We start from the raw sequence: 26,989 nt of genomic DNA, 5'->3' as shown, positions 1-26,989 counted from the left end.
CTCACTAGGCCGCCTCCCGCACGCTGCGCACGGTCTGCGCCAGCGACTCGGCGGCCAGCTCCTCCAGGCGGAGGGTCTGCGCGCCGAGCGCCGTCCCCAGCGCGCCGGCCAGGCCGAGGCGCACCGGGCCGGACTCGCAGTCGACGACGACGGCCGCCGTCCCCTCCGCCGCCAGCAGGCCGGCCGCGGCGTGCGCGTCGGCGACCGCGGTGGACCCGCGCGCACCGGTGGCCCGCCCGTCGGTGACGACCACCAGCAGCGGACGGCGCCGGGGGTCGCGGACCCGCTCCACCCGCAGCGTCTCGTGCGCCCGCAGCAGCCCGGCGGCCAGCGGGGTGCGCCCGCCGGTCGGCAGCGCGGTGAGCCGGGCCGCGGCGGCCTCCACCGACCAGGTCGGCGGCAGCGCCAGCTCGGCCTCGGCACCGCGGAAGGTGACCAGGCCGACCTTGTCCCGCCGCTGGTAGGCGTCGAGCAGCAGCGAGAGGACGGCGCCCTTCACCGCGGCCATCCGCGAGCGGGCCCCCATCGAGCCGCTGGCGTCGACGACGAAGAGCACGAGGTTGCCCTCCCGGCCCTCGAGCACGGCCTGGCGGAGGTCCTCGCGGGCGATCCGCAGGCCCGGGCCGGTGCGTCCGCGGGCGACCTGGTGGGGTGCGGCGGCGAGCACGGTGCCGGTGAGGTGCAGCCGGGTGACCGGGCCGCTCGGGCGGGTCGCGCCGACGACGCGGCCCCGGTCGCCGCGCGCCCGCGAGCGCCGGCCGGACGCGCCCGCGCCGACGCCGGGCACCTCGAGGCGGCGGGTGCGGAACGGGTCGGCGGGTGCGACCGCGGCCCGGTCGGGGGCCGGGGCGGCCCCGGTGGAGCCGCCGCCCTCGCCGCGGGGCGCCGTCGACGGAGGGGACGACCCGGTGTCGCCGTCGGCACCCGGGGCCTCCTGCGCACCGCCGTCCCCGGAGGGGCCGGGCGGCGGGGGAGGCGGGGCGCCGCCGTCGCCGGGGCCCTCGGGCGGGTCCTCGTCGGGGCGGGACTCCTCCAGCGCCTGCTCGAGCGTCTCGTCGTCCAGGCCGGGCGCGTCGAACGGGTTGCGCCGCCGGCGGTGCGGCAGGGCCAGCCGGGCGGCGACGCGGACGTCGCCCTCGGTGACCTCGTCGCGGCCGCACCAGGCGGCGTGCGCGATCGCGGCGCGGGCGGTGACCAGGTCCGCACGCAGCCCGTCGACGTCGAAGGCGGCGCAGACGGCGGTCACCTGGCGCAGCGCGTCGTCGGAGAGGACGACGTGCGGCAGCCGGGTCCGGGCGTCGGCGATGCGGCGCGCCAGCCCGGCCTCCTCGTCGGCCCAGGACGCCGTGAACCCGGCCGGGTCGGCGTCGTACGCGAAGCGGCGGCGCACGACCTCGGCGCGCTCGGCCGGGTCGCGGGGCGCGGCGACCTCGACGGTGAGCCCGAACCGGTCGAGCAGCTGGGGGCGCAGCTCGCCCTCCTCGGGGTTCATCGTCCCGACCAGCAGGAACCGTGCCGCGTGCCGCACCGAGACGCCCTCGCGCTCGACGTAGGCGGTGCCCAGCGCGGCGGCGTCCAGCAGCAGGTCGACCAGGTGGTCGTGCAGCAGGTTGACCTCGTCGACGTAGAGCACGCCGCGGTGCGCGGCGGCCAGCAGCCCGGGCTCGAAGGCCTTGACGCCCTCGGTGAGCGCCCGCTCGAGGTCCAGCGAGCCGACGACGCGGTCCTCCGAGGCGCCCACCGGCAGCTCGACCAGCCGCGCCGGCCTGGTCAGCCCCGGCGCGCCGGGATCGTGCGGGCCGTCGGGGCAGGCCGGGTCCGGGGCGGCGGGACCGCAGGCGAAGCGGCACCCGGTGACGACGTCCACCGGGGGCAGGACGGCGGCCAGCGCGCGCACCGTCGTCGACTTCGCCGTCCCCTTCTCACCGCGCACGAGCACGCCGCCGACGGCGGGGGAGACGGCGTTGAGCAGCAGTGCCAGGCGCATGTCGTCCATGCCGACGACGGCACCGAAGGGATAGGTCATGCGGGTCGACCGCGCACGGCACGCGTCCTCTCCCCGGGTGTCCACGCCCGGAGGTGGCAGGAGGCGACGGCGGGAGTTCCTGACTTCCCGGCACGAGGCCGGCACACAGTGGCGGGACCGCGCCGGAGTCGCACCGGGCTTCCTCCACTGCCGTCGCTGTGGCCGCGTCATCAGACCACGACCCCCCTGGTGAGTGACACCCCGGTCCGTCTCTTGACGAAGTGGAAAGCGACCCGGCAGTCTTTCCGACATGGAAACCGACGATCTCGACCGGGACGCCGCCGCGGCGGAACTGGCCGCCCTGCAGGCCGACCGCGAGGCACTGGCCGCGCGTGCGGTGCAACCGTGGTGGTACGACGCGCTGCTCGGCCTGCTCCTGTTCGCCTTCATCAGCTCCTACTCGCTGCACGACACCTGGATCACGCTCGCCGCGCTGGTCGTCTTCCTCCTGTGCCTGCGCGGGATGATGGCGCTCTACCGCCGGCTCACCGGGTTCTGGGTGGACGGGTTCCGGCGGGGGCCGACGCGACGGGCTGTCGTGGTGTGGGTCGTCGTCGTCCTGGTGGTCATGGGGGTCGGCTTCGTCGTCGAGTCCCACTGGCGCGGTGCGATGGTGGTCGCCGGCGCGGTGCTCGGGATCGGCCTGGTCCTGGTGAACCAGTGGTGGGCGCGCATCTACGTCGCCGAGCTGCGGGGCCGGCGGTGAACGAGCGGGACGAATCCCTGACCGACCGGGACGCCGCCGCCGCGCAGCTCGCGGCGCTGCAGGCCGACCGGGAGGCGCTGGCCGACCGGGTCCTGCAGCCGTGGTGGTACGACGTCCTGCTGGGGCTGCTCCTCTTCGGCTTCCTGGCGTCCTACGCCTTCGACTCCCTCTGGGTGACCTTCCCGGCGCTCGTCCTGTTCGGCGCGGGACTCGGTGCGCTGGTCAGCGTCTACCGGCGGCTGACCGGCGTCTGGGTCAGCGCGAGGGGCCGGGTGATGTGGGTGTGGGGCGGCCTGGTGGTGCTCGTCCTCGTGCCGGCCCTCGTGCTGTCCGAGGGCTTCGACCAGCACTGGACGATGGTGGTCGCCGGAGCCGTCCTCGGCGTCGCGGTCGCCGTGCTCAGCCGCCGGTGGGGCCGGGCCTACGTCGCCGAGCTGCGGGAGGGGCTGTGACCGCGGTCGCGCCGCGCTTCGACGCGGTCATCCACCCACCGCCCCGGCTGCAGGTCTGCGGCCTGCTCGCCGCCGTCGACACGATGGACTTCGCCGCGGTCCGCGACACCGTGGGGGTCAGCGACTCGGTGCTGTCCAAGCACGTCAAGCAGCTCGAGGAGGCCGGCTACGTGCGGGTGCACAAGGCCACCCGCGCCTCCCGGCTGCGCACCAGCCTGGCGTTGACGAAGGAGGGCCGGGCCGCGTTCGACGCGCACGTCGCCGAGCTGCGCCGCATCACCGGCGGCTGAGGGAGGACCCCGCCCCCACCGGTCGCAAGCTCAGGGCGGTGCCCTGGACGGGGCCGTCCGACCGCTCGCAGGCTCGCGGCGGGGGCTGCAGGGGGGCCGGGAGACTGGCGCCGTGGCAGAGCGGGGGTGGAGGGCGCAGGCGGTGGACCTGGCGCTCGTGGTCGCCGCCGCCCTCGCCGTCACGCTGGCCCTCGACGTCCTCGACCTCCCCTCGCCGTCGCTGTTCGGCGGCCTGGTGGCCGGGCTCGTACGCGGCCTGGCCGGACGCCGCCGGCTCACCGTCCCGCGGCCGGCCACGACGGCGGCCCAGGGACTGATCGGCGTCTCGATCGGCGCGCTGGTCGACCTGGGCACCCTCGAGGCCGTCGGCCGCGACTGGCTGCCGGTCCTGCTGGTCACCGTCGGCACCCTGCTGCTCAGCGTGCTGGCCGGGCTGCTCATGCGCCTGCAGCCCGGCGTCAGCCCGGTGACCGGGGCGTTCGCCATGGTCGCCGGGGGCGCCTCGGGCATCACGGCGATGGCCCGCGAGCTGGGCGCCGACGACCGGATGGTCGCCGTCCTGCAGTACCTGCGGGTGCTGCTCATCGTCGTCCTCATGCCGGTCTCGGCCGCTGCCCTGTTCGGCGCCGAGCCCGGCTCCGGGGGACCGACGGTGGCCGACACCGGGCCCGGGTGGCCGGCCGGTCTGCTGTTCGCCGCGGTCTGCCTGGGGGCCGGTGCGCCGCTGGCCCGGCTGCTGCGGATCCCCGTGCCGACGTTGCTCGGGCCGATGCTGGTCGCCGCCGGGCTCGACCTCGGCGGGCTCTCGGGCGGGGCGGACGTCCCGGCGCCGCTGGAGACCGCGGCCTTCCTGGTCATCGGGCTGGTGGTCGGGCTGAACTTCGACCGGGACAGCCTGCGCACCGTCGGCCGGGCGCTGCCGCTCGCGCTCGCCGTGATCCTCGGCCTGGTGGTCGCCTGCGCCGGGCTGGGCGCGGTGCTCGCCGCCACCACCGGGGCCAGCGCGCTGGACGCCTACCTCGCCACCACGCCCGGCGGGCTCTACGCGGTGCTGGCCACCGCCCAGGACGGCGGCGCCGACGCCACCTTCGTGCTCGCCGTCCAGGTGCTGCGGCTGTTCGTGATGCTGCTCTCGGCGCCGCTGCTGGCGCGCTGGCTGCGACGCACCGGGGAGTGACCGAGGCCGCCGGTCCGGTGCCGCGAGCGCCGGGCGCGCCTACCCTCGACCGGGTGTCGGAGGAGGTGAGGGAGCTGTCCGAGGACCAGACCGGCGCGGACGCCGGCACGCAGGACGCGGTGCTGCTGTTCGTCGGTGGCCCGCTCGACGGTCGGGTGGAGATCCGCGAGGCGCGGCACGGGGAGCCCCTGCCGACCGTCACGCACGTGCACCTGCACGGCGGCCCCAAGGTCGTGCACCGCTACGACCTGACCCCGCTGGGCCCGCGGGCCGGGGTCTACCACCTGCGCCCGCGGCAGGCGGTCCGCGACCAGTCCGTCGCCGAGTGACGAAGGACCCCCTGCCTCACCCCTGTCACACCGGGCTCCTGACGGACGGCACTGCCCGGCCGGCCGGGCCGCTGGCACCGTCGGGACATGGCCGGGGACCCGCTGCTCCTGCTCCACGTGACCGCCGGGACGGCGGGTCTGCTGCTCGGACCGGTGTGGCTCGTCGCCCGCCTGGCGGGGGCGCGGGCGCGGGGCCCGGCCGGCGCCTACCAGGCGGCGGTCGCCGGTGTCGCGGGCAGCGGCGCGGTCCTGGCGGTGTCGGCGCCCGGACCGGGCTGGCTGCTCCCGGTGGCCGTGGCCACGCAGGCGCTCGCGATCGCCGGTGCGCTGGCCCGGCGGCGGGACTGGCGCCGCTGGCGCAGCCTGCAGCCGCACCTGCTGGGCGGCTCCTACATCGCGCTGGTGACCGGGCTCCTGGTGGCCTCCACGGGGAACCCGGTGTGGTGGGTGCTGCCGGCGCTGGTCGGTCAGGTGCCCATCGCCGTCGCCAAGCGCCGGCTGCACGGCGCGGGGGGCGCAGCGCCGGTCGGAGCCTGACCGGCCGACGGGGAGGGCCTGTCCAGCCTATGGGCGCGTTGACCTCCTAAGAGCATTAGGCGGACACTCCGGGCGTGACCGGGACAACACGTCCGGACCGTCGGCAGCGGCGCCGCCAGGAGACGATCGAGCAGGTGCTCGACGTCGCCGTCGAGGTCATGGCCGAGCAGGGCGTCGTCGGGTTGACGCTCGGCGAGGTGGCCCGGCGCATGGGCATCCGGCCTCCGTCGCTCTACGTCTACTTCGACGGCAAGAACGCCCTGTACGACGCGCTCTTCGAGCGGGGGTGGCGCGAGCTGCTGGCCACCGTGCGGTCCGTCCACGCCGAGGGACCCCACCCGAGCCCGGCCACCGACCTGCTCGCCCACCAGGAGGTCTTCGTGCGGTGGGCCGTCGAGCACCCGGCCTGTGCCCCGCTGATGTTCTGGCGCCCCGTGCCGGGCTTCGTGCCGACGGCGCGGGCGTACTCCCCGGCCGTCGAACTGGCGGAGTTCAGCCGCGCGTTCCTGGGGCAGCTGCGCGACCGCGGGCTCCTCCGGCCCGACATCGACCTCGACCGCGCGTTCCGGACCCTCACGGTGGTCGTGAACGGCGTGATCACGCAGCAGCTGGCCAACGCCCCCGGTGAGCCGTTCGAGACCGGCACGTTCACCTCGACCCTGACCGACGTGGTGGCGATGTGGCTCGCCCACCACGGCGATCCGGCTGCCCCCCACCTCCGGGCGGCCCCGCCCGGTTGATCCCACCCACCCTGCCGAGAGGCACCGTCATGACCGCACCGACCTCCGACCGCAGCACCGCCCGCACCGCCGCCCGCCGGCCCCGCCTCGACCGCGACACCGCGCTGCGGCTGGCCGCCACCGAGTACGACCGCTTCGCCGTGCAGCTGCGTGCCCTCGGGCCCGAGGAGTGGAGCCGGCCGACCGACTGCCCCGCCTGGGACGTCCGCGCCATGGCCGGCCACGTGCTCGGCATGGCCGAGATGGTCGCCACGGCGCGCCAGTTCGTCGCACAGAACGCCGCCGCCGCGCGGGCCGGCGGCGGCGTCGACGCCCTGACCGCGCACCAGGTGCGCCGGGAGGCGCGGTTGTCCCCGCAGGAGCTCGTGGACCGAGTCGCCTCCATCGCTCCCCGGGCGGTGCGCGGGCGGCGCCGCCTGTCCCGCGCGATCGGACGGGTGACGATGCCCGAGGAGGAGGTCGTCGGCGACCGGACCGAGCGCTGGTCCTTCGCCTACCTCTTCGACGTGGTCCTGACCCGGGACACCTGGATGCACCGGATCGACATCGCCCGCGCCACCGGCCGCGACCTGCTGCTCACACCAGAGCACGACGGCGTCCTGGTCGCCGACGTCGTGGCCGAGTGGGCGGAGCGGCACGGGTCGCCGCACCGGCTGCGGCTCACCGGGCCGGCCGGCGGCACGTGGACGACGGGCAGGGGCGGTCCCGAGCTGGAGGTGGACGCGGTGGAGTTCTGCCGCATCATCTCGGGCCGCGGCACCGGTGAGGGGCTGCTGGCCCAGCAGGTCCCGTTCTGAGGACCGTCCCGTCGGGAGGACCGGCGCGACCTGACCGGCGTCACCCGCGCTGCACGCGGCGCAGCTCGGCGACCACCCGGTCGAAGACCGCCCGCCCGATCGCCGCGCCCTCCCGGCGGGCCGAGCCGGGCGGCAGGAGCAGCAGGCGGTCCAGGCGCACCTCGCTGGGCCGCCCGCGCGGGTCCCAGCCGCCGTGACCGACGTCCATCCACGTGCGGCCGTGCCGGGCCTCGTCGGCGGCGTCCCGGTCGTGGTCCTGGCTGGAGAGCATCAGGCCGACCAGGTCCGTGCCGCGGCGGCCGACGACGAGCACCGGACGGTCCTTGCCGCGGCCGTCGCCCTCGTCGTAGGGCACCCACGCCCAGACGACCTCACCGGGGTCCGGCTCACCGTCGTCCTCCGGGCGGTGGACGAGGTCGACGCCGTCGAGCCCGCCGCGGAGGTCGCGCACGCCACCCCCGGCCGGTGCCTCCCGTCGGGGGCCCGCCGACGAGGGTGGGGCGGGCCGCAGCACCGTGCGGAGCAGCGACGTGAGCACCCGGGGCAGGGAGGGTCCGGCCATGCCGGGCACGGTACGGGTGACACGGGTGGGGTGGGTGGTGCGTGCGGGGTGTTCCGTGTGACACACAGGTGTCGATCGGACACGAGCACGGTTGGAACCGCCGAGGTCAGGGCACCATGTCCGCACGGGGGTTGTGCAGAGGCGTCCCCGGGAGAGGGGGTCGCCATGACCTCGGCCGAGCCGATTCCCCCCGCCCAGCCGCGGGGGCGCGAGGTGAAGGCGAGCGTGCTCGCCGCCTTCCAACTCGTGGAGGACGCCCGCTACCTGGGTACCGACCGGCGCAGCCGGCACGGGCGCCGGCGGGCGCTCGCCGAACGCGCCGTCGCCTACCGGAGACTCGCCCGCGACCTGCGCGTCGGCTGAGCGAGGACCCCGTGGCCCGACGGGGTAGGTGGGCTGCGTGGCCCCGTCGTTCGCGCCGGTGTACTACGCCGACCTGCACATGCACTCCCGCTTCGCCTACGCGACGTCCCGGAACCTCACGCTGCCGGTTCTCGACACGACCGCGCGGGCGAAGGGCGTGCGCGTCGTGGGCACCGGCGACTTCACCCACCCGGCGTGGTTCGAGGAGCTGAGCACCCAGCTCGTGCCGGCCGCGGAGGAGGGCCTGTACGTCCGCCACGAGGCCGCCGGGGACGACGCCACCCGGTTCCTCCTGAGCGTCGAGGTCTCCTGCGTGTACCGCCAGGCGGGTCGGGCGCGACGGATCCACGTCCTCGTGATGCTGCCGACCATGCAGGCCGCGGCGGCTCTCAACGGCGCCCTGGCGCAGCGGGGTGCCGACCTCACCGTCGACGGGCGCCCGACGCTGCAGCTGAGCGCGAAGGCCGTCGCCGAGCTGGTCCTCGCGGTGGAGCCGACCGCGCTCGTCGTGCCCGCCCACGTCTGGACGCCGTGGTTCGGGGCGCTGGGGTCGAGATCCGGCTTCGACTCCCTCGCCGAGTGCTTCGGGGACCTGACCCCGCAGGTCCTCGCGGCCGAGACGGGCCTGTCCGCCGATCCGGCGATGTGCTGGCGGGTGAGCTCCCTGGACGCCGTGGCGCTGCTGTCCAGCTCCGACGCCCACGGGCCACGCACGATCGCCCGCGAGGCCACTCGCCTGGAGGGCGAGCTGTCCTACCCCGGCATCCGTGAGGCCTTCCGCACCGGCGCCCCCGACCGCGTCGGGCAACGCGCGGCCGCGGTGACCCGGCTGGCCGACACCGTCGAGTTCTACCCGGCCGAGGGCAAGTACCACCTCGACGGCCACCGCGAGCACGGCGTCCGGATGACACCGGCGCAGCGGGCAGCCGCCGGTGGGCGGTGTCCCGTGTGCGGCAAGCCGGTCACCGTCGGGGTCCTGTCGCGCGTCGAGGAGCTCGCCGACCGCCCGGTCGGTGCGCGGCCGGACGGGGCGCCGGGGTTCCGGTCGCTGGTGCCGCTGGACGAGGTGCTGGCCGCGGCGCTGGGCGTCCGGCCGGCCGCCAAGCGGGTGAGTGCGGCGCGCGCCCGGCTGCTCGAGGCCTTCGGCGACGAGCTGTCGGTGCTCACCGAGGCACCCCTCGCCGACGTCGAGGCCTCCGCCGGGGCGCGCGTGGCCGAGGGGATCGGCCGGGTGCGCGCCGGCGAGGTGGACGTCGAGCCGGGCTACGACGGCCAGTTCGGCACCGTGCGGATCTTCCCCCCGGGCGACGCCGCGACGACGGCGGACTCGGAGCAGCAGGCCTCGGGCCGGTAGCCGCCCGTGGAGGTCCTCCCGTGCGGGGGACCTCGATCGACCGGCGGTCGGGCGACGTCCGCCCCGAGACACCTGCCGCAGCTCGGTCGCCCGACGGGCCAGCAACGCAGCGGTGACGATCGGGTGACGCCGGGCTGTGAGAGTGCCGCCGTCAGCAAGCGTCGCCGCACCTCGTCGGAGGCTGGGGGCATGGACGCGCAGGAACTCGCTGACGCGAGCCGATCGGCTCCGAGCGGGACCGGTCACCGGCGGTCGTCGACGTCCCTGGCCGCTCGGGGCGGTGTCGACCGCTACCGGGTCGACGATGACCCATCGAGGACGGAGGGGTACTCATGAGCGGGACGACGACCTCGACGGCGGCGGGTGCACAGCCCACCCCGGCCGACGTCACCGAGGTCTCGCCCGAATCGATCCTGCAGGTCGGGATCGGGTTCTGTGCGTCGAAGACCCTGCTGAGCGCGGTGGAGTTGGAACTGTTCACCCACCTCGCAGGCCATCCGCAGGATCTGGAGACACTGCGTGCGCGGCTCGGACTGCACCCGCGGTCGGCCCGCGACTTCCTGGACGCCCTGGTGGCCCTCGGCTTCCTGCACCGCACCGACGGGGTCTACCGCAACACAGGCGCCACCGATGCGTTCCTCGACAAGCACAAGCCGTCCTACATCGGCGGCATCCTGGAGCTGGCCAACGCGCGGCAGTATGGCCTCTGGGGCCACCTGACCGAGGCGCTGCGCACCGGCGAGCCGCAGAACGAGACCAAGCACGGCGGCGGAACGCTCTTCGAGCAACTGTGTGCCGACCCCGAACGCCTGGAGCTGTTCGCCGCCGGGATGACCGGGACCAGCCGCGGGGCCAACCTGGAGCTCGCCAAGCGGTTCCCCTGGGCCGACGTGGCGACGTTCGCCGACATCGGCACCGCGCAGGGCGACACCGCCGTCCAGATCGCCCTGGCTCATCCGCACCTCACCGGATACGGCTTCGACCTGCCCGCCCTCGCGCCCGTCTTCGAGGACCACGCCCACCGGAACCAGGTGGGTGAGCGGCTGACCTTCGTGCCCGGCGACTTCTTCACCGACGCCCTGCCGACCGTGGACGTGCTGGTGATGGGGCACATCCTCCACGACTGGAACCTGGAGGAGAAACGGTCACTGCTGGCGAAGGCCTACGACGCCCTACCGGACGGCGGCTCGCTCATCGTGTACGAGGCGATGATCGACGACGACCGGTCCTCGAACGCCCTCGGCCTGCTCATGAGCCTCACCATGCTGCTCGGGACGCCCGGCGGTTTCGACTTCACCCCCGCCGAGTGCATGGGGTGGATGCGGGACGCAGGCTTCCGCAGTACACGCGCCGAGCACCTGAGCGGCCCCACCTCGATGGTCGTCGCGGTCAAGTAGCGGTTCCCGGCGCAGCGGTGCAGCCACCTGCGCCATGGGGCTGTGCCGCTCAGTGGCGCGACCAGGCGATGCCGCGGGCCGGTGCGCGCCGCCGGTCGAGCTGCCGCTGGACGAGCTGCTCAGGGCGGACGTCGCCGGTCGCCGCATCAGGCGACGCAGAACTCGTTGCCCTCGGGGTCGGCCAGGGTGACCCACTCGAACGGGCCCTGCGAGGCCCGGTACAGCTCGGTCGCACCGAGCGCCAGCAGGCGGGCGACCTCGTCCTCCCGCCGATCCGCGCCCACGTGCACGTCCAGGTGCACACGGTTCTTGACCGTCTTGGCCTCGGGGACCTGCTGGAAGAGCACCCGCGGCCGGCCGGGGTCGGGCGAGTTCAGCGCCGCGCCCGAGCGCCAGACCAGCGCGCCGCGGTGCGTGGTGGTGTCCGCCTCGGTCGCCGCGCCCGACGCGACCATGCGGCGGATGAACGCCTCGTCCTGCGGTTCGACCTGCCACCCGAGGACCTCGGCCCACCAGTCGGCCAACCCGTGCGGGTCGGCGCAGTCGATCACGATCTGGACGTCGGTGGCCATGGGCGGACGATAGGCCCGGGCACCGACGGGTCCCGGCTTCCTGCAGGGCCCCGGCCCCGTCCCGGGTCCCGCCCGAGCTCGCGAGGGTCGGGGAGGACGGGGTCCTCCCACTGCGGAGGGTGGGGGCAGGGAGGTCCTCCCTCAGAGCTCCTGCGCCAGCTCGGCGCGCATCTCCTCCTGTCCGGGCAGGGGCGTGCTCAGCCCGCAGTGGTCGCGCAGCACCTCGCCCAGCGACGGGAAGGTCGAGCGCTCGACCTGCCGGTCGGCGTCCCACAGCCCCGAGCGCATGACCGCCTTGCCGCACTGGAAGTACGCCCGCTCGACGGTCAGCACCAGCACCGACCGCGGCAGGCGGCCGAACTCGGTCAGGTCCACGCCGAGGTCGTCCGGGCCGACGAGGGTCGTCGTCCCGAAGACCTTGAGGGTCTCCTCGAAACCCGGCACGAAGAACAGCAGGGCGGCGCGCGGGTTGCCCACCGTGTTGCGGAGGCTGTCCACCCGGTTGTTGCCCTGCCGGTCCGGGAGGGCGAGGGTCCGCTCGTCGAGGACCCTCGCGAACCCCGGGTCGCCGCCCCGCGGGGAGACGTCCGGCCAGCCGTCGGGAGCGGCCGTGGCCAGCGTGGCGAACGGCGAGAGGGCGATGAAGGCCCGGCAGTGCCGGTCCAGGTGGTCGACGACCTTGTCCTGCACCAGCCGGGAGGGCGGTCGGTACGCCGCCAGGACGTCGGGAGCGGTGTCCACGGGTGCACGGTAACCCGGCTAGCGTGCGACCCCGTGCCCGCACAGTGGAGCTCCCCGGTCCGGTACGTCGAGTGCGACCAGCAGGGCGTCGTCTTCAACGCCCACTACCTGACCTGGACCGACGAGGCCTCCTACGACTGGTGGACGGCGCACGGCCTGCCCTGGGAGGACCTGGTCGCCCGCGGCATCGACCCGCTGGTCAAGGCCAGCTCCCTGGAGTGGACGTCGTCGGCGCGGTGGGGCGACACCGTCACGGTGGACGCCGAGACCGAGCGGGTCGGCCGCACCAGCGTGACGGTCCGGTTCACCGTCCGCGTCGGCGAGCAGGTCTGCTGCGTCGTCCGCACCACCTACGTGTGCGCCTCGGGCGGCGTGGCCGCCCCCTGGCCGGACGACGTGCGCGCCCGGCTCACCGAGGGCTGAGCGCGGCCGAGCAGGGGACGGGTCAGGAGCCCATCGGCTCCATCCTGTCCATCGGACCGCTGTCCGGGATGCTGAGGCCGGGGACGGCGCCGGGCGCGGCGAGCAGGAGCACGCCGAGGGCGAGCAGCAGTGCCGCCGTCCCGTAGGTGGCCACCCGGCGCCACGGGACGGTCTTCTCGACGGCGATCAGAGCGGCGACGAAGGCCATCCAGGCGACGCTCATGACGCCCAGCGCGAACAGCGACGCCATCAGCGCCCAGCAGCAGCCGACGCACCAGGCACCGTGCCGCGCGCCCATCCGCACCGCCCCCGACGGGCCGTCCCGCCAGGATCCGAGCAGGAAGCCCAGCGGGCTGCGGCACTTGCCGAGGCAGACGTCCTTGAGCGGGGTCAGCTCGTAGACGGCCGCGACCAGGAGCGTCGCGCCCGCCACCCACCGGCCTGCCCGGTCCCAGGCGAACACGTCCCCGGAGACCCGGGCCACGGCGGCCCCGATCAGGAACGCGACCACGCCCGCGCCGATCCACACGAGCAGGTAGCCCGCCGTGAACAGCAGCGGCAGGAGCGGAGCGCGCTTCCTGGTCATGCGGGCGTACAGGGCGACCGTCGGCGCGACCGACGGGAACATCATCGCGGCCATCATCACGACCCAGACGCCGAGGAACCAGCCCAGCGCGCCGAGGCTGCTCCACGGCCCGTCGTCCATGCCGCGCATCCGGTCGGCGCTCCACCACCACCCGACGGCGGCGAGGGCGAACAGGACGAGGACCAGCCCCAGCCGGACCCGCACCGCGGCGAAGGCGGGCCCGAGGTCTCCGGCACGAGCGCGTCCCTGCGCCGGGGCGCGCAGCGCGTCAGGCTGCCCAGGAGAACTCGGCGGTCGAGACACCGGTCTTGCCCTCGTACTCGATGCCGAAGGCGTTGATCCGCGAGCGCCGTGCCTCGGCCATCGTCAGGTCGGGCGCGACCGGGTGGAACGCGCCGTCGAACCGGACGGGCCGACCGGTCTCCGACCCGAACGGCACGATGTCCTCGACCTCGAAGTCGATCACGTCCCCGACGCGCACGCTGTGCAGCAGACCGTCGTCGCGCATCTCGATCGCCGCCCGCTCGACGCCGACGACCTCGCCCACGAGCGGACCCAGTGCCGCCATCGGGCCGCCGAGCTGCCCGCCGAAGACCTTGACCAGCTTGTCGAACTGCTCGTCGGTGGCCTGGTCGTCGACGAACATCCCGAGCCGCCAGTTGCCGTCGGTCATGACCTTCGGGGTGTCAATGATCGTCACGACCCGACGGCCCCGGACGTCGGTGCCGTCCACCTCGCCCTCGCGGATGTTGAAGGCCAGGGTGGCCCGGCAGTAGTCGTACGTGGCGCCGTGGTCCAACGAGAGGTTGCAGGGGCACATGAGCTCGCAGGAGCAGGTCTCCGCGTAGCTGCCCTTGAGGTTCCACGACATCGCCGGGCTCCCTCCACGAGGCAGCAAGTCTCCATCCGGCCGGAGAGACGGGTCAACCGCCTCCGGCACCCCCGTCGGCCGGCCTCACCGCGGGCCGAGCGCGTCCCCCGGCGGGAGCACCGGCAGGCCGTCGGGGACGCCGTCCTCGAGCAGCCGCCACAACGCGTCGGTGTCGGCGTGCTCGGCGACCAGGTCGCCGAGGGCGTCCAGCCGCCGCTCGCGGACCGCGGCGAAGTCGGTGTCCGGCGCCGCCACGAACCGCCGTCCGGCCACCCGGGCGACCTCGGCGAGGAACGCGCGCCGGAAGCCGTCGACCTCCAGCGCCCCGTGCCAGGTGGTGCCGAAGACCGACCCGGCGCGGGCGCCGTCGAGGAAGGGCTCGGCAGGCAGGTCGTGGGAGGGCCGGTCCACGGTGACCACCCCGTGGTGGATCTCGTAGCCGCGCACCGGCTGCCCCAGCGCCGTCCCGGCCGGCCGGCCGAGGGTCTTCTCCGGCGCGAAGCGGACGTCGGCCGGCAGCAGCCCGAGCCCGGGGACCGTGCCGGCCCGGGACTCGACGTCGTCGGTGATCGTCCGGGCCAGCATCTGGTGGCCGCCGCAGACGCCGAGCACCGCCCGGCCGGCGGCGGCGTGCCGGACGACGGCGTCGGCCAGGCCGGTGGCGCGCAGCCAGCCCAGGTCGGCGACCGTGGCGCGGGTGCCGGGCAGCACGACCAGGTCGGCGTCGGCCAGTTCCTCGGGGGTGGTCGCGTAGCGGACCAGCACCCCCGGCTCGGCGGCCAGCGCGTCGAGGTCGGTGAAGTTGGACAGCCGCGGCAGCCGGGCGACGGCGACCCGCAGCACCTCGTCCCCGTGCGGCGGGCCGGCGGACGAGACACCGGTCGGGACGCCGAGGGAGTCCTCCACGTCCACCGCCGCGCCGGCCAGCCAGGGCAGCACGCCGAGGGTCGGGCGGCCGGTGAGCGCGGTGAGCTGGTCCAGCCCGGGCGCGAGCAGGCGGACGTCGCCGCGGAACTTGTTCACCAGGAAGCCGGCGACCAGCCGCTGGTCGGCCGGCGGCATGAGCGCGACCGTGCCGTAGAGCGCCGGGAAGACCCCGCCCCGGTCGATGTCGCCGACGACGACCACGGGCAGCCCGGCGGCAGTGGCCAGCCCCATGTTCGCGATGTCGTCGGCGCGCAGGTTGATCTCGGTGGGGGAGCCCGCGCCCTCGCAGACGACGACGTCGAACCGCGCGCGCAGGTCCTCGAGGCTGGCCAGCACCTGCTCCAGCAGCGCGGCCTTCATCGGCCGGTAGGACAGCGCGGTCACGTCGGCCACGGCCCGGCCGAGGACGACGACCTGGCTGGAGTCCTCGCCCCCGGGCTTGAGCAGCACCGGGTTCATCGCCGCCTCGGGCTCGACGCGGGCCGCGGCGGCCTGCATCACCTGGGCCCGGCCGATCTCCGCGCCGTCGAGGGTGACCATCGAGTTGTTGCTCATGTTCTGGGCCTTGAACGGGGCGACCGACACCCCCTGGCGCACCAGCCAGCGGCAGATACCGGCGGTCACCACCGACTTGCCGGCGTCGGACGTCGTCCCGGCGACGAGCAGGGCGCCGCCGGAGGCCGGGCGCCGGGGAACGGTGCCGCTCATGCCCGCGGCTGCCCCCAGTCGGCCTTCTCCTGGCTGGAGAGCTCGGCGATGGCCTCCATGATCCGGTCGGTCACCACCCGGCGGGCCCGGCCGTTGCGGGCCATCCCGCGCTGCTCGGGGAACGTCAGCGGCTCGCCGAAGGTGACCGACACCTTGTGCGGCCGCGGCCAGCGGGAGTCGACCGGCTGCACCCGGTCCGTGCCGTGCACGGCCACGGGGACGACGGGGCAGTCGGCGGTCAGCGCCAGCCAGGCGACGCCGGTCTTGCCGCGGGCCAGCCGGCCGTCGCGCGAGCGGGTGCCCTCCGGGTAGATGCCGAAGCCCTCACCGCGGCGCAGCACGCCCAGCGCGGTGTCCAGCGCCTCCTGGGCGGCCCGGGACGTCTGCCGCTGCACCGGCATGGCGCCGAGCGCGGTGAACAGCGTCCGGGTCAGCCACCCGCCGACGCCCGTGCCGGTGAAGTACTCCGCCTTGGCCAGGTAGTGCACGCGGCGCGGCGCCGACAGGGGGATCACCATGCTGTCGATGAAGGACAGGTGGTTGCTGGCCAGGATCACCGGGCCGGTGGCCGGCACGTTCTCCCGCCCCGTCACGTGCATGCGCAGCACCACGTGGAACAACGGGCGCAGCAGGAACCGGACGACCAGGTAGAGCACGCCGCGTTCCCCTCTCGGCTCGGGGAGCGCCGGCGAGCACCGGCGTCAGCGGCATCATCCCGTGCGCCCCGGGGAGGGTGGGCTCCCGGGGCGCACAGGGGCGCTCTAGTGGTGCGGGCGGGGCGGGCAGACGTCCCGGATGAGGGCCTGGATGTCCTCGGGCAGCCCGGCGTGTCCGGCGGCGGACTCGACGATGGCCACCGCCACGTCGCGCACCTTGCGGTGGGAGTTGCTCGAGATGTGGGCGAGCAGGTCGAAGGCCACCTGCTCGCCGCAGCTGGTGAGCAGCATGAGGATGCCCTTGGCCTGCTCGATCGCCGCCCGGCTGCTCATCGCGGTGCGCAGCTGGGCGACCTCGGTCTCCAGGGCCTGCACCCGGTCGTCCTCGGTCCCGGCCGCCCCCGGCCGGGACGCCGGCGGGCGCGGCTCCGGGGGGACCTCGACGAGCACGCCCTCGAGCGCGTCGACCGCCCCGGCCGGGTCGACGACCGGTTCACCGACGAGGAGGGCGGGGCGCTCCACCCCGCCCCGGCTGCCCAGCCGCACCCGCAGGGCGAAGGGCGTGCCGGTGGTGCAGGCGGCGGCGATGGCGTCGAGGGCCCGGGGCCGGTCGCCGGGGTGCAGCGAGTGGGCCAGCAGCTCGGTGCACGGGTGCGCGGCGTTGCGGGCGAGGTTGAGCAGCGCGGCCATCTCCGGGGACCAGGTCCACGTGCCGGCGCGCCGGTCGTAGCGGTACCGGCCGGCCAGCCGCCGTGGGGCGGAGAGGGTGCGTGCCGGCGGCGCTGCCGGACGGGCGGGGGACGCGGTGCTGAGGGCCAGGATGGGAGAAGGGGTCGCTGTCATCTCGGCTCCACGGGAGTGCCACCGGGTCCAGGCCCGGCCGGGGCGCCGCCGGCCGTGGGTTCGACCTACGCGGTATGCCGGTGACGTGGGGTCACCGACCGCTCCGTGTTCTGGGACCGTACGACCTCCGGGAGCGACACGCACGCCCGTCGGTGCCGGTCCGCTGCGCCGCCCCGCGTGTCCTCGTGCGCCCTGCGTGGAGGTTGCGGAGCGCGGTCGGCCAGCGCCGCTCCGTCAGCGGCGGGGTCGCGCCCGGGCTGCGGCAGCGAGCGCAGCGGCCGTGGTCCACACCGCGCGGGAGAGCCGCACGGCGCGCGGGACGTCAGCGGCCGCGGGCGTCCGGCCGTCGCCGAGCGCCGGACGGTCCTCCACCCGGCTGCCGTAGACGTTGCGCCCCCCCAGCCGCAGGCCCAGAGCACCGGCCAGCGCCGCCTCGCACCGACCGGCGTTGGGCGAGGGGTGGGCCGCACCGTCGCGCCGCCACACCGTCCACGCGCGGCGCGACGAGCCGCCGGCCACCGGCGCGGTCGCCACGGTGAGCGCGGCGGTCAGCCGGGCGGGGGGCCAGTTGGCGACGTCGTCGGTGCGCGCGGCCGCCCAGCCGAAGCGGGCGTACTGCGGCGATCGGTGCCCCACCATCGCGTCGAGGGTGTTGACCGCGCGGTACCCCAGCAGGCCGGGCAGCCCGGCGAGCGCGCCCCACACCAGCGGGGCCACGGCGGCGTCGGAGGTGTTCTCGGCGACCGACTCGACCGTGGCGCGGGCCAGCTCCGGGACGTCGAGCGTGGAGGGGTCGCGGCCGGCCAGGGTGGGCAGCAGGGCGCGGGCGGCGGGCAGGTCCCCGGCGTCGAGCGTGCGCGCCATCGCCGTCCCGGCCCGGCCCAGGGAGGTGCCGCCCAGCACCGCCCAGGTGGCGGCCGCGGTGACCAGCGTGCGGACGGCGGGCCGGCCGCGGGTGGCCCGGTCGAGGAGGACGCCCAGACCGGTCGCGGCGCCGGTCAGCAGCCCGGCATACGCCGCCCCGGCCGCGCGGGAGTCCCGCCAGAGCGCGCGCTCCAGGGCCGTGGCGGCCCGGCCGAAGCCGGCCACCGGGTGCCACCGGCGCGGATCGGCCAGCAGCAGGTCGGCGGCGGCGCCGAGGGCCAGCCCCGCGGCGGTGGGCAGGTCGCGCGGGAGCAGCACGCGGCACATCGTGCCAACCGGCGCCGTCCCTAGGATCGACGGTCATGCGCCTGCCCGGCCGTTACAGCGGCGTCGCCCGGCCGATCGTCACCTACGGCAGCAACCCGGTCCTGCACCGGCCGTGCGCGCCGGTGACCGGGTTCGGCAAGGAGGTCCGCCGGCTGGTCCTCGACATGTTCGCGTCGATGGAGGCCGCCGACGGCGTGGGCCTGGCGGCCAACCAGATCGGCGTCGACGCGCGCGTCTTCGTCATCGACTGCCCGGACGCCGGCGGCGAGGACGTCGTCGGCTACGTGGTGAACCCGCAGCTGACCGTACTGGAGCCGCACGAGGGGGAGCCGGCCGAGGAGGTCACCGAGGAGGGCTGCCTGTCGGTGCCCGGCCCCTACGCCGAGCTGCCGCGAGCCTTCCGGGCCCGGGTGGACGGCGTCGACGCCGACGGCGTGCCGGTCTCGATCGAGGCGACCGGGATGGCCGCCCGCTGCCTGCAGCACGAGGTCGACCACCTGGACGGGGTGGTCTACGTCGACCGGCTGCCGGAGGACCTGCGGGAGCGGCTGCTGGCCGAGGCGTCAGGGCCGAGCGGGCAGTTGCCCGCGTGAGCACGCCGATCGTGGTGGTCGGGATCGGCGCGGACGGCTGGGACGGCCTCTCGCCGCGGGCCCGCCGGGCGGTCGAGGACGCCGACGTCCTGCGCGGCAGCGCCCGCCAGCTGGCCCTCGTGCCGGACGACGTCCCCGCCGAGCGGGTGCCCTGGCCCTCGCCGATGGCCCCGGCCCTGGCCGGGCTGCTCGACGCCCACCCGGGCCGCCGGGTCGCGGTGCTGGCCAGCGGCGACCCGATGCTCTCCGGCGTCGGTGCCTCGCTGGTCCGGCTGCACGGCGCGGGCGCGGTCGAGGTGCTGCCGCACCCGTCGTCGGTGACGCTGGCCTGCGCCCGGCTGGGCTGGGCGGTCGAGGAGACGCAGGTCGTGACCGTGGTCGGCCGGCCGGTCGAGCTGGTCGTGCCGCACGCAACGCCCGGCCGGCGGCTGCTGGTCCTCGGCTCGGACGGCGGCACCCCCGCGGAAGTCGCCCGGCTGCTGACCGGGCACGGCTACGGCGCCAGCCGGCTGGTCGCGCTGGCGCAGCTGGGCGGGCCGGCCGAGCGGCGGTCCACCGGCACCGCCGCGCAGTGGCCGTACCCGGAGACCGACCCGCTCGTCGTCACCGCCGTCGAGGTGGTCGCCGACCCCGGCACCGTGCCGCTGCCCCCCGTGCCGGGCCTCCCCGACGACGCGTACGCGCACGACGGCCAGCTGACCAAGCGCGACGTCCGCGCGGTCACCCTCGCCCGGCTCGCGCCGCTGCCCGGCCGGCTGCTGTGGGACGTCGGCGCCGGCGCGGGCTCCATCGGCATCGAGTGGATGCGCGTGCACCCCTCCTGCCGAGCGGTCGCGGTGGAGTCCGACGTCGCGCGCGCCCGGCGGGTCGCGGAGAACGCCGCACGGCTCGGCGTCCCCGGGCTGCAGGTGGTCGAGGGCCGTGCGCCGGCCGCGCTCGCCGGGCTGCCCGAGCCGGACGCGGTGTTCGTCGGCGGCGGGCTCACCGGCGAGGGGCTGCTGGAGACCTGCTGGGCCGCGTTGCGCCCGGGCGGCCGGCTGGTGGCGAACGCGGTGACCGTCGAGGGCGAGGCGGTGCTCGCCGCGTGGCGGTCGCGGGTCGGCGGTGAGCTGACCCGGCTGTCGGTCGCGCACGCGGCACCGGTCGGCGGCTACACCGGCTGGAGGCCCGCCATGCCCGTCACGATCTGGAGTGTGGTCAGACCATGACGGTCCACTTCATCGGGGCGGGGCCGGGAGCGGCGGACCTGGTGACGCTGCGGGCGGCGCGGATCATCGCGTCGGCGCCGGTCTGCCTGTACGCCGGTGCGCTGGTGCCGCGCGAGCTGCTCGACACCGCCCCGGCCGGCGCCCGGCTGGTCGACACCGCCGACCTCGACCTCGACCAGATCACCGCCGAGCTGGTGGCCGCCCACGAGACCGGCCTCGACGTGGCCCGGCTGCACTCCGGTGACCCGTCGATCTACAGCGCCGTGGCCGAGCAGATGCGCCGGCTCGACGCCGCCGGGGTGCCCTACGAGGTCGTGCCCGGCGTCCCGGCGTTCGCTGCGGCGGCCGCGTCGCTCAAGCGGGAGCTGACCGTGCCGGGGGTCGGGCAGACCGTCGTCCTCACCCGCACCAGCGCCCGCTCCACCCCGATGCCGCCCGGCGAGCAGCTCGCCGCCTACGCGGCCACCGGTGCGACGCTGGTGCTGCACCTCGCCGTGCAGCGGATCGCCGAGCTCGCCCCCGAGCTGGCCGAGCACTACGGGGACGACGGTCCGGTCGCGGTGGTGGCCCGCGCCAGCCGGGACGACGAGCTGGTGCTGCGCGGCACGCTGGCCGACATCGCCGGGCAGGTCGAGGCGGCGGGCGTGCGGCGGACGGCGGTGGTGGTCGTGGGGCCGGTGCTCGCCGCGGAGCAGTTCCCCGACAGCCACCTGTACTCGACGACGCGATGCCGCGGTTAGGCCCGTCCCACCACGGTCCCGGCGCGGTCGATCACCACGACGTCGACCTCGACCGGCGCCCCGCGGAGCACGCCGAGCGCCGTCCTGCGGGCACCGGCGGCCACCAGGTCGCCGAGCGGCAGCCCGGCCGCCTGGCACCGCTGCAGCGCGTCGAGCGCGGTGTTCGCGCCGCGCACGCCCTCGACCAGCCCGGGCGCCCCGCCGGCGTCGCGCACCATCGCGGCCAGCGACTCCGTCGACACCTGCGAGCGGCCGGAGTGCAGGTCGAGGTGGCCGTCGGCGAGCTTGGCCAGCTTGCCGATCCCGCCGGCCACCGTCAGCCGCGGCACCGGGTGGCGGCGCAGGTACTTCAGCACCGCGCCGGCGAAGTCCCCCATGTCGAGCAGCGCGTCCTCCGGCAGCCCGTACAGCTCGGTGACCACCCGCTCGCTGGTCGAGCCGGTGCACCCGGCGACGTGCTGGTGACCCGCAGCCCGCGCGACGTCGATGCCGCGGCGGATCGAGTCGATCCACGACGAGCACGAGTAGGGGACGACGACGCCCGTCGTCCCCAGGATCGACAGCCCGCCGAGGATGCCCAGCCGCGGGTTCCACGTCCTGCGCGCCATCTCCGCCCCGTTCTCCACCGAGACCTCGACGACGACGTCGCCGGTGCCGCCGTGCCGCGCGGCGACCGCGGCCACGTGCGCGCGGATGAACTGCCGGGGCATCGGGTTGATCGCCGGCTCGCCCACCGGGAGCGGCAGCCCGGGCTTGGTCACCGTCCCGACGCCCTCGCCGGCCCGGAAGACGACCCCACTGCCCGGCTCGCCGTGGCCGACCCGCGCCGAGACCAGCGCGCCGTGGGTGACGTCGGGGTCGTCGCCGGCGTCCTTGACCACGCCCACGGTCGCGGTGCCGTCCTCGAGCCGTTCGGTGGCCAGCGCGAACGACGGGTGCAGGCCGCGCGGCAGGTCGATCTGCACCGGGTCGGGGAACTCACCGGTCAGCAGCGCGGTGTAGGCGGCGGTGGTGGCCGCGGTCGCGCAGGCACCCGTCGTCCAGCCGTAGCGCAGCCCCGTGCTGCCCTCGCGCCCCGCCTCGGTCACCTGACCAGCATGCACGGGGCGGCTGCGTGACCGGCCGGGTGCTGGTCCTGGGCGGGACGTCGGAGGCCCGGCGGCTCGCGGAGCGGCTCGTGGCCGAGGGCGTCGACGTGCTCAGCTCCCTGGCCGGCCGCGTCGCCGCCCCGGTGCTGCCGCCCGGGGAGGTGCGGGTCGGCGGCTTCGGCGGGACGGCGGGCCTGGCGGCCGCGCTCGACGGCGTGGCCGCGCTGGTCGACGCCACCCACCCGTTCGCCGCCACCATGACCGCGCACGCGGCGGCCGCGGCCGCGGCGACCGGCACCCCGCTGCTGCGGCTGCAGCGCCCCGGCTGGACGGCGCAGCCCGGCGACGACTGGCGCTGGGTGGACTCGCTGGCCGACGCGGCGACGGCGGTGGCCGGCTCACGCGTGGTGCTGCTGACGACCGGCCGTCAGGGCCTCGCCGCGTTCGCCGGGCTGCGCGCGCACTGCGTCGTCCGCTCGGTGGACCCGCCGGAGCCGCCGCTGCCGGCCCGGGCGACGGTGGTCCTCGCCCGCGGCCCGTTCACCGTCGAGGACGAGCGGGCGCTGATGACCGCGCACGGCGTCGACGTCGTCGTCACCAAGGACAGCGGCGGGTCGATGACCGCGGCCAAGCTCACCGCGGCCCGGGAACTCGGCGTCCCGGTGGTGCTGGTCCGCCGGCCACCGCTGCCCGAGGGTGTGCCGGTGGCCGCGACCGTCGAGGAGGCCGCGGCCTGGGTGCTCAGGGGGCGGTGTCCACGGGCCTGACTCCGCGCCGCGGTCCGCTCCTCGCTCGTTCCGCGCTGCGATGCTCCCGCGGCTGTCGTCAGGCGGCCGGCGAGCGGAACGACCAGGCCGTCAGCCACACCACGCCCACGGTGACCACCAGGGCCAGCGGCACGTGCGTCCCGATCGAGCCCGAGCTGCCCAGCGCCGCCTGGACGAAGGTGAGCACGAAGACCACCGCGGCCAGCGCGGCCGGCCACCAGACCCGCGTGCGACGACCGTGCAGCACCGTGGCCGCCAGCAGCAGCCCGGTGGTCACGTGCAGGGCGATCGCCCCGGCGCCGTGGCCCCCGGTGGCGTCCTCGCCGACGAGGAGCCGGCCGGCGGAGAGGAACTGCCAGAACAGCACCAGCACCGACAGCACCGCGGCTGCCTGCACCGGCCGGAGCGTCGAGAGGGGGGCTGCCACGGTGGTGTCGCGGGTCCGGGTCATGCGGGCCTCCGAGGGCGGACGGCGGGAAGAGGTGCTTGAAGATCGAAGCAGCTGACGGCGGTCCGCGCCAGGGGCTCGCCTGCCGCCTGGTCCTGTTCGACCTCGACGGCACGCTGGTGGACTCCACGCCCGGGATCCGGTCCTCGGTGCGGGCCGCGGCCGCCGCGCTGGGCCTGCCCGAGCCGACGCCGGAGCAGCTGCGCGGGATGGTCGGCCCGCCGCTGCAGGACGGGTTCGCCCTCGTCCTCGGCGTCCCGGCCGACGAGGTCCCGCGGGCGGTCGCCGCCTACCGCGCGCACCACGCCGCGGGGGCGCTGCTCGACGCGACCGTGTACCCCGGCGTCCCGGAGCTGCTCGCCGACCTGGTTGACGCCGGCGCCACCCTCGCCGTCGCGACCAGCAAGCCGGAGGCCTTCGCCGTCCGGCTGCTGGCGCACGCCGGGCTGCTGCCGGCCTTCGCCTCCGTGCACGGCGCGACCTTCGACGGCACCGTGCGGCACAAGGACCAGGTGGTGGCCGCGGCGCTGGCCGCGCACCCCGACGGGGAGCGGCCGGTGCTCGTCGGCGACCGGGCACACGACGTGCTGGGCGCGGCCGCGCACGGGCTGCCCTGCATCGGCGCCGGGTGGGGCCCCGCGCCGCCGGGCGAGCTGGCGGACGCCGGCGCCGCGGTGGTGGTCGCGACGCCCGCGGAGGTTCCGGCGGCGCTCCGGGAAATGGGCTGACCGCCTCGGGTGCCGTGGCGCATGATGTCCGCCGGTGATCCGACGACCACGAGGAGGAACGGCACGGTGCGCGCGCTGACGGAGAAGCAGGTGCGGCGGTCCTTCGTGAACTGCTCCCGCGGCGAGGCCGAGGCCATGACGCTGCCCCGCACCTTCGCCGAGACGCCGTGGGAGGACCTCGTCGTCCTCGGCTGGCGCGACCCCAGGGCACCGTTGCGCGGCTACCTGGTCGTCGAGCGGGACGGCGGGCCGGTCGGCGTCGCCGTCCGCGCCGCCGACACCCGGATGTCCTCGGCCACGCCGGCGATGTGCCTGCTGTGCCAGACGGCGCAGTCGGGCAGCGACGTCTCGCTGTTCACCGCGCGCCGGGCGGGCGAGGCCGGCCGCAACGGCAACACGGTCGGCACCTACGTCTGCGCCGACCTGGCCTGTGCCCTCCGTGCGCGCAGCGAGATCCCGCCGTGGCTGCGGGAGCGCGACCCGGAGGAGGTCGCCGCCGAGCGGACCGCCGAGCTCGAGCAGCGGGTGCACGGGTTCCTGGACGCCGTCCTGCGCTGACCGCCGCCGGCCCCGTCCAGGGGCCGGACGACCTCGGCCCCTACAGCTGAGCGCGGCCCCCTTGCAGGGTCCCCGGCCCCGTCCCGGGTCCCGGCCCGAGCTGGCGAGGGCCGGGGAGGACGGGGTCCTTCTCCGAGTGGTGGGGGGCAACGGGGTCCTTCCGGGGCTCCGGACGGCGCTCGGCCGCGCGCCGGTGCCGCAGCCCGGCCACCGCGGCCAGGGCCAGGACGATCACGGCCACCCCGTACACCGCGGCGGTCGGCCGCAGCCCCACCGCGCCCGCGGCCAGCCCGGCGGCGACGGCCGGGATGCTGAAGGCCAGGTAGCCGACGACGAAGACGCTGGAGAGCAGCCCACCGCGCTCGCCAGGCGCGACGCCGGCGGTCACGGTGGCCACCGCGCCGAGGAAGGCCGCGCCGAAGCCGAACCCGGACACCGTGGCGGCGGCGAAGAACAGCGCGACGCTCCCGGTGGTCAGCGAGACGATCGTGCCGCTGACGCCCGCGGCGAAGACCAGGCAGCCGGCGGTCATGGCGGTGTGCGGGGCCGCGTTCCGCATGGTGACGCTGCCGACGGCGCCCATGCCCTGCATGGCCACGATCACCAGGCTGCCGACGAGGTGGTCCTCGAGGCCGAAGACGCCGGCAGCCACGGACGGCCCCAGCGAGAGGTAGAGGCCGCCCAGCGCCCACATCGCCACCAAGCACGGCGCCGCGACGAGGAAGGCCGCCCGCTGCGACGAGGGCACGTGCACACGCGGCCACAGCGAGGCCAGTGCGCCCGGGATCCGCGGCGAGGACTCCGGCAGCACCAGGGCCACCCCGGCGGCGACGGCGAACAGCCCGGTCAGCGCGCCGAAGACCCAGTCGGTGGGGGCGGGGACGAAGTCGACCGCCAACCCGGCGCTGACGGCGCCGAGGGCGAGGGCGAACCCGGGGGAGGCGCTGTTGACCAGGGCGCCGAGGGGGCGGTCGCTGCGCTGGTGGTCCAGCAGCGTCGCGCCCAGGGCGCCGGTCAGGCTGCCGACCGACAGGCCCTGCACCACCCGCGCGGCCAGCAGCCAGCCCACCGAGTCGGCGGCCCAGAACAGCGCCATGGCGACGACCTGCAGCAGCATCCCGGCGACGATGACCGGCCGGCGTCCCACGTGGTCCGACAGGGCGCCGACCACCAGCAGCGTGGCGAGCAGCGCGAGGGCGTAGATGCCGAAGACCGTCGTCAGCACGCCGGCGGAGAAGCCGAAGCGCTCCTGGTAGACGCGGTAGAGCGGCGACGGGACGCCGGACGCGGCGAGGACCAGGACGAGCAGCGCGGCCGCCGTCCAGAACGGGACGGCGCGGGACGGGCGGCGGGCGGGCACGCAACAGCGCAAGCCCGCCCGCCGCGTCCGCATTCCCGTCGGTGGGCGCGCGGTCCGCTCAGTCGCGGGTGAAGTGCGGCGGCAGGACGACGTCCTCGCGGGTCAGGTCGTGCACCGACGCCTTGCCCAGCCCCAGCAGCGCCTCGTCGATGCCCTGCCGGATGATCGCGAGGACGTTCTGGACGCCGCGCTCGCCGTTCGCGGCCATGCCCCACAGGTAGGCGCGGCCGATCATCACCGCCCTGGCGCCCAGGGCCATCGCCTTGACGACGTCGGCGCCGCGGCGCACCCCGCCGTCCATCAGCACCTCGACCTGGTCGCCGACCGCGTCGACCACCCCGGGCAGCGAGCGGATCGCCCCCGGGGTGCTGTCGAGGTTGTTGCCGCCGTGGGTGGAGACGGAGATGGCGGTGACGCCGGCGTCCACCGCGCGGCGGGCGTCGTCGGGGCGGGTGATCCCCTTGAGCATGAACGGCCCGCCCCACTGCTCGCGCAGCCAGGCGACGTCCTCCCAGGTGGGCAGCGGGGTGCCCATCCACTGGCCGTAGGCGCCGAAGAAGTTCGGCGGCTCGTCGCCGCCGAGCGCCAGGTTCGGGACGGTGAGCTCGGGGATGGCGCCCGAACGCAGGTAGGTCGCCAGCCAGCGCGGCTTGCGCACCACCTCGGGGGCGAACTTCAGCGCGTTCCTGACGTCGATCTTCTCGGGGATGGGCGGGCTGCCCCAGTCGCGGCGCGAGGCGAACGACCAGTCCAGCGTCATGATCAGGCCCTTGGCGCCGGCGGCCCGTGCCCGCTCGGCGCGGGCGAGGATCGTCTCGCGCGAGCCGACCCAGTACATCTGGAAGAACAGCTTCTGCTGGGCCGCGCCGACCTCCTCGACCGACTTGCTGGCGAAGGAGGACAGCCCCATCGCGACGTCCTGGGCCGCGGCCGCGCGGGCCACCGCCACCTCGCCGTCGGGGTGCACCGCCTGCACGCCGGTAGGGGAGACCAGCACCGGCATGCTGACCTCCTGGCCCATCACCGTGGTCGCCGTGTCCCGCTTGGCGGGCAGGTCGGCGACGTGCGGGCGCCAGGTGATCTCGTCGAAGGCGGCGACGTTGTCGTTCGCCGTCAGCCCCTTCTCGGTCCCGGCGACCAGCGCCAGGTAGACCGACCTCGGCAGCCGCTTCCTCGCGCGGTGCTGGGCCTCCTCGACGGTCTCGAACCAGTCCTTGGTGCTGGCCATGGGAGCCCTCCCGCGATCGCCCG

Annotated in this window: 32 protein-coding genes and 1 riboswitch; of the genes, 18 read left to right on the top strand and 14 right to left on the bottom strand. The window is 76.0% G+C overall.

Going from position 1 to position 26,989, the window contains the following annotated elements; translation table 11 throughout:
- Positions 1-4: 4 nt before the first annotated feature.
- Positions 5-2,026, bottom strand: a complete 2,022-nt coding sequence (locus ACWIX7_RS10140; protein ID WP_448621415.1) for a putative cobaltochelatase — start codon at positions 2,024-2,026, stop codon at positions 5-7.
- Between the two features lie 51 nt (positions 2,027-2,077).
- A riboswitch (cobalamin riboswitch) is annotated at positions 2,078-2,221 on the bottom strand.
- A 55-nt stretch (positions 2,222-2,276) separates the two neighbouring features.
- Between ACWIX7_RS10140 and ACWIX7_RS10135 the strand changes: the two genes are divergently transcribed.
- The 8 genes from ACWIX7_RS10135 (at position 2,277) to ACWIX7_RS10100 (ending at position 7,054) form a co-directional block, all read left to right on the top strand.
- The gene (locus ACWIX7_RS10135) at positions 2,277-2,732 is read left to right on the top strand and encodes a hypothetical protein (protein WP_448621414.1); all 456 of its coding nucleotides are present in this window, start codon (positions 2,277-2,279) and stop codon (positions 2,730-2,732) included.
- On the top strand, positions 2,729-3,184 hold the full coding sequence (locus ACWIX7_RS10130; RefSeq protein ID WP_448621413.1) for a hypothetical protein: 456 nt from the start codon (positions 2,729-2,731) through the stop codon (positions 3,182-3,184). The genes ACWIX7_RS10135 and ACWIX7_RS10130 overlap by 4 nt, the downstream gene beginning before the upstream one ends.
- On the top strand, positions 3,181-3,474 hold the full coding sequence (locus ACWIX7_RS10125; protein WP_091218862.1) for a transcriptional regulator: 294 nt from the start codon (positions 3,181-3,183) through the stop codon (positions 3,472-3,474). The genes ACWIX7_RS10130 and ACWIX7_RS10125 overlap by 4 nt, the downstream gene beginning before the upstream one ends.
- 112 nt (positions 3,475-3,586) lie before the next feature.
- A complete protein-coding gene (locus ACWIX7_RS10120; RefSeq protein WP_448621412.1) occupies positions 3,587-4,651 on the top strand; it encodes an AbrB family transcriptional regulator in 1,065 nt (354 codons plus the stop codon).
- A gap of 53 nt (positions 4,652-4,704) precedes the next feature.
- The gene (locus ACWIX7_RS10115; protein WP_448621411.1) at positions 4,705-4,980 is read left to right on the top strand and encodes a hypothetical protein; all 276 of its coding nucleotides are present in this window, start codon (positions 4,705-4,707) and stop codon (positions 4,978-4,980) included.
- Between the two features lie 87 nt (positions 4,981-5,067).
- Complete coding sequence (locus ACWIX7_RS10110) at positions 5,068-5,517, top strand: hypothetical protein (RefSeq protein ID WP_448621410.1); 450 nt, start codon at positions 5,068-5,070, stop codon at positions 5,515-5,517.
- Between the two features lie 74 nt (positions 5,518-5,591).
- Positions 5,592-6,257: a TetR/AcrR family transcriptional regulator gene (locus ACWIX7_RS10105; protein ID WP_448621409.1), complete on the top strand. Its 666-nt coding sequence runs from the start codon at positions 5,592-5,594 to the stop codon at positions 6,255-6,257.
- 29 nt (positions 6,258-6,286) lie between these two features.
- Positions 6,287-7,054, top strand: coding sequence for a maleylpyruvate isomerase family mycothiol-dependent enzyme (locus tag ACWIX7_RS10100; protein WP_448621408.1), 768 nt, complete (start codon positions 6,287-6,289; stop codon positions 7,052-7,054).
- Between the two features lie 40 nt (positions 7,055-7,094).
- Here ACWIX7_RS10100 and ACWIX7_RS10095 read toward each other — a convergent pair whose 3' ends face one another.
- A complete protein-coding gene (locus ACWIX7_RS10095) occupies positions 7,095-7,616 on the bottom strand; it encodes a type II toxin-antitoxin system PemK/MazF family toxin (RefSeq protein WP_448621407.1) in 522 nt (173 codons plus the stop codon).
- 165 nt (positions 7,617-7,781) lie between these two features.
- Between ACWIX7_RS10095 and ACWIX7_RS10090 the strand changes: the two genes are divergently transcribed.
- The 3 genes from ACWIX7_RS10090 to ACWIX7_RS10080 all read left to right on the top strand — a co-directional run bounded on the left by ACWIX7_RS10090 (position 7,782) and on the right by ACWIX7_RS10080 (position 10,730).
- Positions 7,782-7,979: a hypothetical protein gene (locus ACWIX7_RS10090; RefSeq protein WP_448621406.1), complete on the top strand. Its 198-nt coding sequence runs from the start codon at positions 7,782-7,784 to the stop codon at positions 7,977-7,979.
- Between the two features lie 37 nt (positions 7,980-8,016).
- Positions 8,017-9,333: an endonuclease Q family protein gene (locus tag ACWIX7_RS10085; RefSeq protein ID WP_448621405.1), complete on the top strand. Its 1,317-nt coding sequence runs from the start codon at positions 8,017-8,019 to the stop codon at positions 9,331-9,333.
- 332 nt (positions 9,334-9,665) lie between these two features.
- Entirely contained in the window at positions 9,666-10,730 is a 1,065-nt protein-coding gene (locus tag ACWIX7_RS10080) for a methyltransferase (RefSeq protein ID WP_448621404.1), read from the top strand.
- A 146-nt stretch (positions 10,731-10,876) separates the two neighbouring features.
- Here ACWIX7_RS10080 and ACWIX7_RS10075 read toward each other — a convergent pair whose 3' ends face one another.
- Positions 10,877-11,302 carry a VOC family protein gene (locus tag ACWIX7_RS10075; protein WP_448621403.1) on the bottom strand — a complete coding sequence of 142 codons (426 nt, stop codon included), beginning with the start codon at positions 11,300-11,302 and terminating at the stop codon, positions 10,877-10,879.
- Positions 11,303-11,443: 141 nt separating this feature from the next.
- Positions 11,444-12,043 (bottom strand): MSMEG_1061 family FMN-dependent PPOX-type flavoprotein, encoded by a 600-nt coding sequence (locus ACWIX7_RS10070; RefSeq protein ID WP_448621402.1) that lies wholly within the window; start codon positions 12,041-12,043, stop codon positions 11,444-11,446.
- 33 nt (positions 12,044-12,076) lie between these two features.
- On the opposite strand from ACWIX7_RS10070, the gene ACWIX7_RS10065 reads away from it, so the two are divergent.
- The gene (locus ACWIX7_RS10065; protein ID WP_448621401.1) at positions 12,077-12,466 is read left to right on the top strand and encodes an acyl-CoA thioesterase; all 390 of its coding nucleotides are present in this window, start codon (positions 12,077-12,079) and stop codon (positions 12,464-12,466) included.
- A gap of 22 nt (positions 12,467-12,488) precedes the next feature.
- On the opposite strand, the gene ACWIX7_RS10060 is transcribed toward ACWIX7_RS10065, so the two are convergent.
- The 6 genes from ACWIX7_RS10060 to ACWIX7_RS10035 form a co-directional block, all read right to left on the bottom strand.
- On the bottom strand, positions 12,489-13,256 hold the full coding sequence (locus ACWIX7_RS10060) for a DUF2182 domain-containing protein (protein ID WP_448621400.1): 768 nt from the start codon (positions 13,254-13,256) through the stop codon (positions 12,489-12,491).
- Positions 13,257-13,320: 64 nt separating this feature from the next.
- Positions 13,321-13,923, bottom strand: coding sequence for a DUF1326 domain-containing protein (locus ACWIX7_RS10055; protein ID WP_448621399.1), 603 nt, complete (start codon positions 13,921-13,923; stop codon positions 13,321-13,323).
- Between the two features lie 84 nt (positions 13,924-14,007).
- The gene (locus ACWIX7_RS10050) at positions 14,008-15,558 is read right to left on the bottom strand and encodes a cobyric acid synthase (protein WP_448621398.1); all 1,551 of its coding nucleotides are present in this window, start codon (positions 15,556-15,558) and stop codon (positions 14,008-14,010) included.
- The gene (locus ACWIX7_RS10045) at positions 15,555-16,214 is read right to left on the bottom strand and encodes a lysophospholipid acyltransferase family protein (RefSeq protein ID WP_448621397.1); all 660 of its coding nucleotides are present in this window, start codon (positions 16,212-16,214) and stop codon (positions 15,555-15,557) included. The genes ACWIX7_RS10050 and ACWIX7_RS10045 overlap by 4 nt, the downstream gene beginning before the upstream one ends.
- 105 nt (positions 16,215-16,319) lie before the next feature.
- Positions 16,320-17,057, bottom strand: coding sequence for an ANTAR domain-containing protein (locus ACWIX7_RS10040; protein ID WP_448621396.1), 738 nt, complete (start codon positions 17,055-17,057; stop codon positions 16,320-16,322).
- 234 nt (positions 17,058-17,291) lie between these two features.
- Positions 17,292-18,248: a cobalamin biosynthesis protein gene (locus ACWIX7_RS10035; RefSeq protein ID WP_448621395.1), complete on the bottom strand. Its 957-nt coding sequence runs from the start codon at positions 18,246-18,248 to the stop codon at positions 17,292-17,294.
- Between the two features lie 35 nt (positions 18,249-18,283).
- Between ACWIX7_RS10035 and def the strand changes: the two genes are divergently transcribed.
- Genes def through cobM form a run of 3 tightly spaced genes read left to right on the top strand, consistent with a single transcriptional unit; the run spans position 18,284 to position 20,789 of the window.
- Positions 18,284-18,841: a peptide deformylase gene (gene def, locus ACWIX7_RS10030; protein WP_448621394.1), complete on the top strand. Its 558-nt coding sequence runs from the start codon at positions 18,284-18,286 to the stop codon at positions 18,839-18,841.
- The gene (cbiE, locus tag ACWIX7_RS10025; protein ID WP_448621393.1) at positions 18,838-20,049 is read left to right on the top strand and encodes a precorrin-6y C5,15-methyltransferase (decarboxylating) subunit CbiE; all 1,212 of its coding nucleotides are present in this window, start codon (positions 18,838-18,840) and stop codon (positions 20,047-20,049) included. Before def ends, cbiE begins: the two co-directional genes overlap by 4 nt.
- Positions 20,046-20,789, top strand: a complete 744-nt coding sequence (gene cobM, locus ACWIX7_RS10020; protein WP_448621392.1) for a precorrin-4 C(11)-methyltransferase — start codon at positions 20,046-20,048, stop codon at positions 20,787-20,789. Before cbiE ends, cobM begins: the two co-directional genes overlap by 4 nt.
- On the opposite strand, the gene ACWIX7_RS10015 is transcribed toward cobM, so the two are convergent.
- Positions 20,786-21,877, bottom strand: a complete 1,092-nt coding sequence (locus ACWIX7_RS10015) for a cobalt-precorrin-5B (C(1))-methyltransferase (protein WP_448621391.1) — start codon at positions 21,875-21,877, stop codon at positions 20,786-20,788. The genes cobM and ACWIX7_RS10015 overlap by 4 nt on opposite strands.
- 26 nt (positions 21,878-21,903) lie before the next feature.
- On the opposite strand from ACWIX7_RS10015, the gene ACWIX7_RS10010 reads away from it, so the two are divergent.
- A complete protein-coding gene (locus ACWIX7_RS10010) occupies positions 21,904-22,644 on the top strand; it encodes a cobalt-precorrin-6A reductase (protein WP_448621390.1) in 741 nt (246 codons plus the stop codon).
- Positions 22,645-22,702: 58 nt separating this feature from the next.
- Here ACWIX7_RS10010 and ACWIX7_RS10005 read toward each other — a convergent pair whose 3' ends face one another.
- Positions 22,703-23,095: a hypothetical protein gene (locus tag ACWIX7_RS10005; protein WP_448621389.1), complete on the bottom strand. Its 393-nt coding sequence runs from the start codon at positions 23,093-23,095 to the stop codon at positions 22,703-22,705.
- 35 nt (positions 23,096-23,130) lie between these two features.
- On the opposite strand from ACWIX7_RS10005, the gene ACWIX7_RS10000 reads away from it, so the two are divergent.
- Positions 23,131-23,820, top strand: a complete 690-nt coding sequence (locus ACWIX7_RS10000; RefSeq protein ID WP_448621388.1) for an HAD hydrolase-like protein — start codon at positions 23,131-23,133, stop codon at positions 23,818-23,820.
- 66 nt (positions 23,821-23,886) lie between these two features.
- Positions 23,887-24,378, top strand: coding sequence for an FBP domain-containing protein (locus ACWIX7_RS09995; RefSeq protein WP_448621387.1), 492 nt, complete (start codon positions 23,887-23,889; stop codon positions 24,376-24,378).
- A 40-nt stretch (positions 24,379-24,418) separates the two neighbouring features.
- Here the strand turns inward: ACWIX7_RS09995 and ACWIX7_RS09990 are convergent, their stop codons facing one another.
- Positions 24,419-25,738, bottom strand: a complete 1,320-nt coding sequence (locus tag ACWIX7_RS09990) for an MFS transporter (RefSeq protein ID WP_448621386.1) — start codon at positions 25,736-25,738, stop codon at positions 24,419-24,421.
- A gap of 58 nt (positions 25,739-25,796) precedes the next feature.
- Positions 25,797-26,966: a pre-mycofactocin synthase MftD gene (gene mftD / locus ACWIX7_RS09985; RefSeq protein WP_448621385.1), complete on the bottom strand. Its 1,170-nt coding sequence runs from the start codon at positions 26,964-26,966 to the stop codon at positions 25,797-25,799.
- Between the last annotated feature and the right edge of the window lie 23 nt (positions 26,967-26,989).

The organism is Geodermatophilus sp. URMC 65 (assembly GCF_053502545.1).
This window is presented reverse-complemented; position numbering and strand designations above follow the sequence as displayed.

Coding starts and splice junctions, on each gene's coding strand:
- ACWIX7_RS10140 (WP_448621415.1), bottom strand. CDS start 2,026: ATGACCTATCCCTTCGGTGCCGTCGTCGGCATGGACGACATGCGCCTG.
- ACWIX7_RS10135 (WP_448621414.1), top strand. CDS start 2,277: ATGGAAACCGACGATCTCGACCGGGACGCCGCCGCGGCGGAACTGGCC.
- ACWIX7_RS10110 (WP_448621410.1), top strand. CDS start 5,068: ATGGCCGGGGACCCGCTGCTCCTGCTCCACGTGACCGCCGGGACGGCG.
- ACWIX7_RS10100 (WP_448621408.1), top strand. CDS start 6,287: ATGACCGCACCGACCTCCGACCGCAGCACCGCCCGCACCGCCGCCCGC.
- ACWIX7_RS10095 (WP_448621407.1), bottom strand. CDS start 7,616: ATGGCCGGACCCTCCCTGCCCCGGGTGCTCACGTCGCTGCTCCGCACG.
- ACWIX7_RS10090 (WP_448621406.1), top strand. CDS start 7,782: ATGACCTCGGCCGAGCCGATTCCCCCCGCCCAGCCGCGGGGGCGCGAG.
- ACWIX7_RS10080 (WP_448621404.1), top strand. CDS start 9,666: ATGAGCGGGACGACGACCTCGACGGCGGCGGGTGCACAGCCCACCCCG.
- ACWIX7_RS10075 (WP_448621403.1), bottom strand. CDS start 11,302: ATGGCCACCGACGTCCAGATCGTGATCGACTGCGCCGACCCGCACGGG.
- ACWIX7_RS10055 (WP_448621399.1), bottom strand. CDS start 13,923: ATGTCGTGGAACCTCAAGGGCAGCTACGCGGAGACCTGCTCCTGCGAG.
- ACWIX7_RS10050 (WP_448621398.1), bottom strand. CDS start 15,558: ATGAGCGGCACCGTTCCCCGGCGCCCGGCCTCCGGCGGCGCCCTGCTC.
- ACWIX7_RS10040 (WP_448621396.1), bottom strand. CDS start 17,057: ATGACAGCGACCCCTTCTCCCATCCTGGCCCTCAGCACCGCGTCCCCC.
- ACWIX7_RS10035 (WP_448621395.1), bottom strand. CDS start 18,248: ATGTGCCGCGTGCTGCTCCCGCGCGACCTGCCCACCGCCGCGGGGCTG.
- def (WP_448621394.1), top strand. CDS start 18,284: ATGCGCCTGCCCGGCCGTTACAGCGGCGTCGCCCGGCCGATCGTCACC.
- cobM (WP_448621392.1), top strand. CDS start 20,046: ATGACGGTCCACTTCATCGGGGCGGGGCCGGGAGCGGCGGACCTGGTG.
- ACWIX7_RS10005 (WP_448621389.1), bottom strand. CDS start 23,095: ATGACCCGGACCCGCGACACCACCGTGGCAGCCCCCCTCTCGACGCTC.
- mftD (WP_448621385.1), bottom strand. CDS start 26,966: ATGGCCAGCACCAAGGACTGGTTCGAGACCGTCGAGGAGGCCCAGCAC.